The organism is Acidobacteriota bacterium (genome assembly GCA_028875575.1).
GTDB lineage: Bacteria > Acidobacteriota > Terriglobia > Versatilivoradales > Versatilivoraceae > Versatilivorator.
In genome coordinates this window covers 89,641-97,295 of sequence record JAPPDF010000087.1, presented here as the reverse complement: position 1 = coordinate 97,295, position 7,655 = coordinate 89,641, and the positions used below count along the sequence as shown (strand labels likewise).

Genomic DNA, 7,655 nt, shown 5'->3' with positions numbered 1-7,655 from the left:
TTTCGTCGTCGAAGGGCGGCACCATGGCCAACCCCCGTTCGGCCGCCAGAGATTCGGCCGCCACCCGCCATTCCTCTTCCCCGCCCCCCTCCACGGTTACAATCTCCGCGCCCAGGTCCAGGGTCTTGGCCCGTTTTATGGCGGGAGCCCGGGCAGGCATGACGATGACTGCACGAATACCCATGGCCCGGGCGGCGTAGGCGACTCCCTGGGCATGGTTGCCGCTGGAGAAGGCGATGACCCCCTGTCGCCTCTGGTCCGGAGAGAGAGAAGCGATCTTGTTGTAGGCGCCGCGAAGCTTGAAGGCTCCCACGGGTTGGAAGCTCTCCGGTTTGGGAAACGTCTGCCGGTCGGTGGAGAAGTCCGTGTAGTGCACCAGCGGAGTGTTGACCGCCACTCCGGCAATCCTGGCCTGGGCCGACTTGATGTCTTTCAGAGTAATCATGAAACCGCCTTCACTTGAGCACCATCGGCTGGCACTGTCTGGCCATCCCCGCGAAGCCGGAAGGAAATGCACCCAGTTTCGGACTCGGGAATCAGCAAGGGCGTTTCAGGAGTGTCAGTCGGCTGCAAAACATTAGAAATAGCCATTGCCTCCGGTAACCGGCAGATCGTCTTGGCTGCATCCCCGAGAACCGTGGGAGCCAATCCAGGAAGTCGGGTTGGGGCCGCCGCCAATCCGGTCGTGGCGGCCGACCTTTACGCTGCCCTCGCCGTTTCCGGTCCAGTTCCCGCAGGTGTCGTCCTCACCGTCGCTGAAAGCGCTGCCGTCTTCCTGAGTGCCGCTCAGGATGTCATGCTGGTTGGGAGTGTCTCCACGGCCGTTGCCCCCCTGTTCGGTGAGGGAATTCTCCTTGCTCAGCTTGTTGTTTTCCGGGTGCGAATCAGCGACATCCCCGGCGACCTGGACACCCTTGGCATTGTGCCAGGGATTGGCGCCGATTCGGTCGCGAGCATTGACCGCAGGCTGGTTTCCGGAAGGGCCAGCGCTCAAGCGGGCACGCCAGGTCCGGTCGCCGGCGCCCGCGGCTTCGGCCGGCATCCGGCAGAGGGCATCGGCGCCCACCAGGCCGCCCAGGTTGGCTCCGTCACCAGGACCGCGGCTGGTGATCAAGAAGCCCAATTTCGCTTGCTCTTCCCTTGCCGGCTCGGTGGCCTTGGGTTGTTGCGGCTGCGGGGCACCGGTCCCCGACATCACCCAGGTCAAAATCAACAGCGACTTCTTCAAAATCCTCTCTCTCGACCGCTCTGATTTCAGCGGAATCCACAGTAGCTTCAGGTTTTAGCCAGATGGGCATTCTATATGAGTTGCCTGCCCTGAAGAAACACTCAGGCGGGAATAGGGGCTTCCAGACCGCCCATAGCCAATCATCCTCGTTAGAGACGTGCTCCGCATTCGTCACCGTGGGACGGACTCGAACGGCTCGGTGCGGTGTCATTGACTGCATGAGCTCGTTGTCTCCAAAGGCCGGGGTCGCCAATGGCTTCATTCTACAGTGGTTTGGTGTTACACTTTGTCGGTTGCAGCCTCTTCTGAAATCTGTATAACCTCCTGACTCAGATTAATTTAAGTCACCTAGCGTGCTGATTTTGCCTGCCCGGGACAGGAAATTCCAGGTGATTGTGACCGTGGTTCGCAGTGACATCTTCAGTGGCATTTGGTGAATTGCCGCAAGACTTGTTCCGGACGGTGCGAACAGAGAGGACGTTGCAAACGATGAAATCGCCTCAACCGCAAGTGCTGACTTGTCTGGCCATTTCCGGCCTGGCACTGGTGATGACTTCCCCTTTCGCTCTAGGGCACGATTCGGAGCAGAGTGGAGCTGAAGTCCAAACATCCACCTCCGGCGCTCCAAGAGCAATGGAAGTCGCCTACGACTATACGGCTCTGTACGAAAGACTCTCCGGGAGTATCGTCAAGGTCGAAGTCGACAGCGGCTCCGGTTCCGGGTTCGTGGTCGATTCCCGGGGTCTTATCGCCACTAACTACCATGTGGTTCAGAACACCCGCTTTCTGGCGGTTCAGTTTCCGGATTCCATGCTCGCCCGTGCCGAAATCGTAAAGCTGAGCGCCCGTTACGATTTGGCCATTCTCAAGGTCCACCCAAAGTTTGTTGAAGGGGTGCCGCCACTGAAACTCGTTTCACCCGAGAAAGAAAGCGATGTCAAGGCAGGCCTGCCGGTGGTCGCGTTCGGGTCTCCCTTGAGCCAGACCTTCCTGGCGACTCAAGGCATCGTGTCGAAAATCGAAGAAGTCGCCCTGCTCGGGGACTTTCTGCTGGAACCAGGGAACTCGGGAGGTCCTCTTGTCAACCTGGATGGAGAAGTCATCGGGGTCAACACCTTTGGGCTGCAGGGAATCGCCGGAGCCGTCCGGGTGAGCTACTTGAGAAAGCTGCTGGACGGCCTTGACGCGGACCAACTGGCAGAGGTTGAAGTGAGCGACCAACCCCTTAGGACCTTGAGCTTGAAGCGGTATCCAATCGAGCTCCTCAAGGCCAAGGTAACCAGCGGTCGCTTCGACATCAAGGACTATCAGTACACTACGGGTGCGCTCAATTCGGGCAAATTCCAGGTGACCGTGCTGACGCCGGTGTCCCTGGCCAGGTTCGCCGTCCGCGACGAAATGCAGCAGGCCGAAAATCGCTACAAGCGACGGGGGCGAAAGATTCATGATCCATCCTATCGTGCAATGGATGAACTGTTCTACGAGTGGCATCGAAATGTCGAGGCTTCCCTGGATCTTGGAGTGACGTTCCGGATCCAGCCCCAAGTTGGGCTGACTACCGGAAGCCTGATCGGTTCGGCCGTTTTGGCCGGGCTCGGCGTCTACAATACCCAGCAGCATTTTGAGTTCAAGGGAGAGTTCTAAGACTTCAAGGTCTTCCGCGACGGTCAACTGATCGAGCCGGTTCGTCCCGGTCGGCAGATCATGGAAAATACCCTGGACGGCCCCTTGGCCAAGTTCGTCGACGAGGCTTATGCGGGTGTTTACATCTACGCTCCCGAGGAGTTCATGACGGGCGATGAATTTCGCTTCGTGATTTACAATGCACGCACATCCAGCCAAGCCCATCACTCAAAAACCCTCAAGGCCACCTCCAAACTGATCCACCAGATCCGATCCGACTTTCGGGAAGTCCTGGGAGCGGGAGCCAACTACTGGGAAGAAGACGCCTCCGATTCCGAGCCGCCCGGAACAGGGGTATTCCTGGTGACAGGCGCCTGGGACGAAGGCTGGACCAACGTAGGATCGGAGGTGTTCCGGACAATGACCAATGAAGACGCCGGAATCGTGGCGCAAAAAGGCAGGGACGGCGTTGACCTCATAGAGGTGCATCCTGGATCTCCGGCCCATGAGTCCGGACTGCGAACCGGAGATACCGTCTTGTCCGTTGACGGAAGGGTCAGTTTTCCCAGGGACAAAATCACCAGGACACTCACCGTCAAGTACATGGCCCACGTTCTCAAGAGGATAAGAAGGGGCAAGATCCAGGAATCCGAATGGAAGGTGCAGCATCGAGGTCGGGAACGCACCCTGCGAGTCGCTGCGGCTGAAGGCTTACAATGACACTCCGCGGGGTGCGGAGGGAGCTCTGTCCATCGGTTCCCGGTGGAAGGACCCTCTGAACAGAAAACCCTTGAACACCTGTCGACTTTGCATCGTCTCGATCGCACTTTTTGCCTTCTCGTCCCCCCTTATCGCTTAAACGGGGCACAGTAGCTGCTTCTACGTCGACGTTAGCGGACACGCCCTTTTCCCGCATACCTCGACCTCCTCGGGGACAACAACGTGCTGTCCCCCCATTCGACGCCGGAGCCGGCTTGACCGTCGCCTGCGGCACCCTCATGGGCCGGGGTTTTCGACCGAACCCGAATGGGGATACCAGCGGGCCGGAGTCGGCGATTCGGATGCCGGAGGACTTGAGACGACTGATTGCGAGGAAGCCATTATTCGGCTGTTGACGGGACCGATGACTGGACTGCCTTCAGAGGCAGATCGTGCGACCATGATACCGGGCGATTGTCGTTGGCCTGTCGTTGTAAGTCCAACCACCGGGGTCTACCGGCACACGACCGGCCTATGGTGACCGGTCCAGCGGACCGGGGACAATGCCAGGCCACAACCGACGGCCAGCCGATAGCCTTTTGTTTACTGAATCGTCACGAGATTGCCACAAGAATTTCACTTAGGAAAATGCTTGCAAAGAGGTAAGATAACCGTATAGTAGAGGCAAAAATACTGGTAGCTTGCAATTACTCTAATGGTTGCTCGCGATTTAGTGTTTTGTGCCAAGAAACCAATTGCTCCCTGCAGGAGGGGTTCATGCTCCATAGATTGACTGTCCTGACGGTAATATTGCTCCTGATCGCGATGGCCAGCACGGCCCACGCTCAGGGAACCGCTACCCTGAGCGGCGAGGTGAAAGACGCTTACGGCTCGGTAATTCCGGCCGCTGATATCATCGCGACCAACAACGCCACCGGAGCCGAGGCAACCGATACAACGGATGCCGTGGGCAACTACCATTTGACCCTCGAGCCCGGGACCTATACGGTGACGGTGGAGGCGTCCGGCTTCGAGGCAGCCACCGCCAGCGACGTCGAGGTGATGGCCGGCCAAACGGTCGTGCGCGACTTCTCGCTGGAACTGGGGGCGGTCACCACCTCGATAGTCGTGGTGGGCAGCCGTGCCGAGCCGCGGTCGGTGACCGAGTCCACCGTGCCGGTGGACGTCATCAGGACCGAGGACTTCACCAGCCAGGGGAGCCGGGACCTGGCAACCCAGTTGCGGACGGTAGTTCCCTCCTTCAACATCAATACCCAGCCGATCAGCGATGCGGCCACCGTGGTCCGGCCGGCCAACCTTCGGAACCTGGCTCCCGACCACACGCTGATCCTGGTCAACGGAAAGCGCCGCCATCGCGCGGCGGTCATCACCTGGCTCGGAAACGGCATTGCCGACGGCTCGCAGGGGCCCGACATTTCCACCATTCCATCCATAGCCGTTCGGCAGTTGGAGGTGCTGCGCGACGGCGCGGCAGCCCAATACGGTTCGGACGCCATCGCCGGAGTCATGAACTTCCAGTTGAAGAACGCGCCCTCGGGCGGCAGCCTGGAATTCCAGACCGGGGCCCACCTCGATGCAAATCCGGGAGACCCGGCAACCTGCGGGTCGGGGATCATCGGCGACATCAAGCACTCCTGCAACGGAATCGGCGGACACGGCCAGAACCTGTCGGTAGCCGGCAACGTCGGGTTGCCGATGGGGGAGGACGGTTTTCTCAACCTCAGCATGGAATACGGCACCGCCGACCCGACCAACCGAGCCATTCAACGCAATGACGCCCAGGGCATTATCGACGCGGGCAACACCAATTTGCGCAACACTGCCCAGGTGTGGGGATCCCCCAGGATCAACCACGACCTCAAGCTGTTCGCCAACTTCGGCAAATTGTTCGAAAACAACTGGCAATTCTACGGTCACACCAACTACGCCTCCCGCAAGGTGACCGGCGGTTTCTACTTCCGGAATCCCCACACCCGCGGCGGGGTCTTCCGCGGTCCCAAGGTCAATGGCCTCCCCACCCTGCTGGTCGGCGACCGGGTCTGGGCCGAGACCGCTCCGGAAAGCCGCACGCCTCCTCCCGGACGCGAGCCGGGCGCCGGCGGCTGTCCCATCGTCCCCATCATCGACAACGTGCCCGATCCCGATGCGCTGGCTGCCGTCGAAGCCGACCCCGACTGCTTCACCCTCTACAGCCGCTTTCCCGGAGGGTTCACGCCGCAATTCGGGGGTGACCTGATCGACTACTCGCTGGTCACCGGCCTGCGCGGGTTCGCCGACAACGGCTTCACTTGGGACGCCAGTGCCGGCATCGGCACCAGCGAGATCGACCAGTTCATTTTCGATACGGTCAACGCCTCCCTCGGCTACGATACGCCCACCTCCTTCAGGCCAGGCATCTACAAGCAGAACGAGGTCAACTTCAACTTCGACGTTTCCTACCCCGTCCACGAATACGTGCACCTGGCCGCGGGAACGGAGTGGCGCCAGGAGACGTTCACCATCGGCGCCGGCGGCCAGCCGTCGTGGGAGATCGGCCCCTACGCCGCCCAGGGCTTCAGCTCCGGTTCCAACGGCTTCAACGGCTACCGGGCCGACACCACGGCGGGTGAGTGGAGCCGAAGCAACGTGGCCGTCTATGGCGACGCCGAGTTCTCCGACCCGGCGGACAAGTGGACCCTCGGCACGGCCCTCCGGGTCGAGGACTTCGAGGACTTCGGCACCACCGTCAACGGCAAGCTCTCCGGGCGGGTGGAACTGAGCGACAGCGTCGCCCTGCGATCGGCGATCAGCAGTGGTTTCCGAGCTCCGACCCCCGGACAGCAGAACGCCTTCAACGTGACCACGGCCTTTATCGGCGGGCAGTTGACCAACCAGGGCGTGGTGCCCTCCACCTCGGCCGTGGCCGTGGCAAGGGGCGGCGAGCAGCTCCAACCGGAGAAGTCAATCAACTTCAGCGCGGGCATGGTGGTTGAGCAGGGAAACTTCACCTTCACCGCGGACTATTTCCGGATCGACATCGACGATCGCGTTGCCCTGGCCCAGGAGATCAGCTTGACGGAGGATGAAATCGAGACACTGCTGGCGGAAGGGATTCCGGAAGCACGCAACTTTCCCGTGTTCCGGTTCTTCCTGAATGACTTTTCCACCACCACCCAGGGCATCGACCTGATCTCGACTTTCGTGGCGGGGAAAACGACCTTCAGCGCGGTCTACAACTATACCGATACGGCGATCAAAAACGTTGAATCCTCCGTGATCGACCGCTTCCGCATCACCACCCTGGAACGGGGGCTGCCCAACACGCGCTGGAACTTCAGCGTCGGCCACGACGCCGAACGGTGGAGCCTGACGGGCCGCCTGCACTACTACGGCGCCTTCTGGGACAGCGAGGACGGGCGGAACGCCAATGATGTGGCTCCGATGCAAGTGGCAGAGTCCTGGCTCTACCCCTCCTATTCCGGCAAGGCCCTGCTGGATCTCGAGCTGGGTATCCCGCTGGGAGAAAGGGTCAAGCTGGCCCTGGGGGGCGAGAACGTGCTGAACACCTACCCCGAGGTAAACCAGTACGGCGCCATGACGGTGGGCAACCAATACGGCCAGTTCTCACCCTTCGGGTTCAACGGCGCCTACTATTACGTACGGCTGAACTACAGTTGGGGGGGAAGTTTCTAGCGCGGGAGACGGGGCCAGGGAGGATGAACCGCGGCGGTTCTCCGTCGCCGCTGTCGCAGCTTCGATTCTTACCTGATACACCGCTGTTTCGCCCTGTATCAGCCGCGCCGTCGCCCGTCGCACGGTCCGGAGCCGAGTCCTACCCGCCACCGCATCAGCCTTCGCCTGCGGCTCGGCTTCTGCGACTCCCCCTCAAGGGAGGAGTGATAGAGTTCTACTGGAAGCCTTGTGCTGGCCTGAACAATCACTCCCCCCTTGAGGGGGAGTCGGTGAGACAAGGGCTCCGCCCGCAGTCAAGACGGTGGGGGGGGCCAGTCTCCGGGGTTTTTGAGACGCCCCTGTTTCTTCCTGTATGATCCGTCCGGCAGGACGGGGGCGGCACTTGCCTATCGATGCATCCAGCTTGATTGTC

5 protein-coding genes are annotated in these 7,655 nt (G+C 60.7%); 3 read left to right on the top strand and 2 right to left on the bottom strand.

Features of this window, described 5'->3' with window-relative positions; all coding sequences use genetic code 11:
* A partial coding sequence (locus OXI69_14100; GenBank protein MDE2667273.1) for a pyridoxal-phosphate dependent enzyme occupies positions 1–445 on the bottom strand: 445 nt, incomplete at its 3' end.
* Positions 446–577: 132 nt separating this feature from the next.
* Positions 578–1,228: a hypothetical protein gene (locus OXI69_14095; GenBank protein ID MDE2667272.1), complete on the bottom strand. Its 651-nt coding sequence runs from the start codon at positions 1,226–1,228 to the stop codon at positions 578–580.
* Between the two features lie 489 nt (positions 1,229–1,717).
* On the opposite strand from OXI69_14095, the gene OXI69_14090 reads away from it, so the two are divergent.
* From OXI69_14090 to OXI69_14080, 3 genes are all read left to right on the top strand, one after another.
* A complete protein-coding gene (locus OXI69_14090) occupies positions 1,718–2,872 on the top strand; it encodes a trypsin-like peptidase domain-containing protein (GenBank protein MDE2667271.1) in 1,155 nt (384 codons plus the stop codon).
* A gap of 60 nt (positions 2,873–2,932) precedes the next feature.
* On the top strand, positions 2,933–3,571 hold the full coding sequence (locus OXI69_14085; GenBank protein MDE2667270.1) for a PDZ domain-containing protein: 639 nt from the start codon (positions 2,933–2,935) through the stop codon (positions 3,569–3,571).
* A 756-nt stretch (positions 3,572–4,327) separates the two neighbouring features.
* Complete coding sequence (locus tag OXI69_14080) at positions 4,328–7,243, top strand: TonB-dependent receptor (GenBank protein MDE2667269.1); 2,916 nt, start codon at positions 4,328–4,330, stop codon at positions 7,241–7,243.
* The last annotated feature ends 412 nt before the right edge of the window (positions 7,244–7,655 follow it).

Excerpts from the sequence above, each read along its gene's own strand:
- OXI69_14090 (MDE2667271.1), top strand. The coding sequence starts at position 1,718 with ATGAAATCGCCTCAACCGCAAGTGCTGACTTGTCTGGCCATTTCCGGC.
- OXI69_14085 (MDE2667270.1), top strand. The coding sequence starts at position 2,933 with ATGGAAAATACCCTGGACGGCCCCTTGGCCAAGTTCGTCGACGAGGCT.
- OXI69_14080 (MDE2667269.1), top strand. The coding sequence starts at position 4,328 with ATGCTCCATAGATTGACTGTCCTGACGGTAATATTGCTCCTGATCGCG.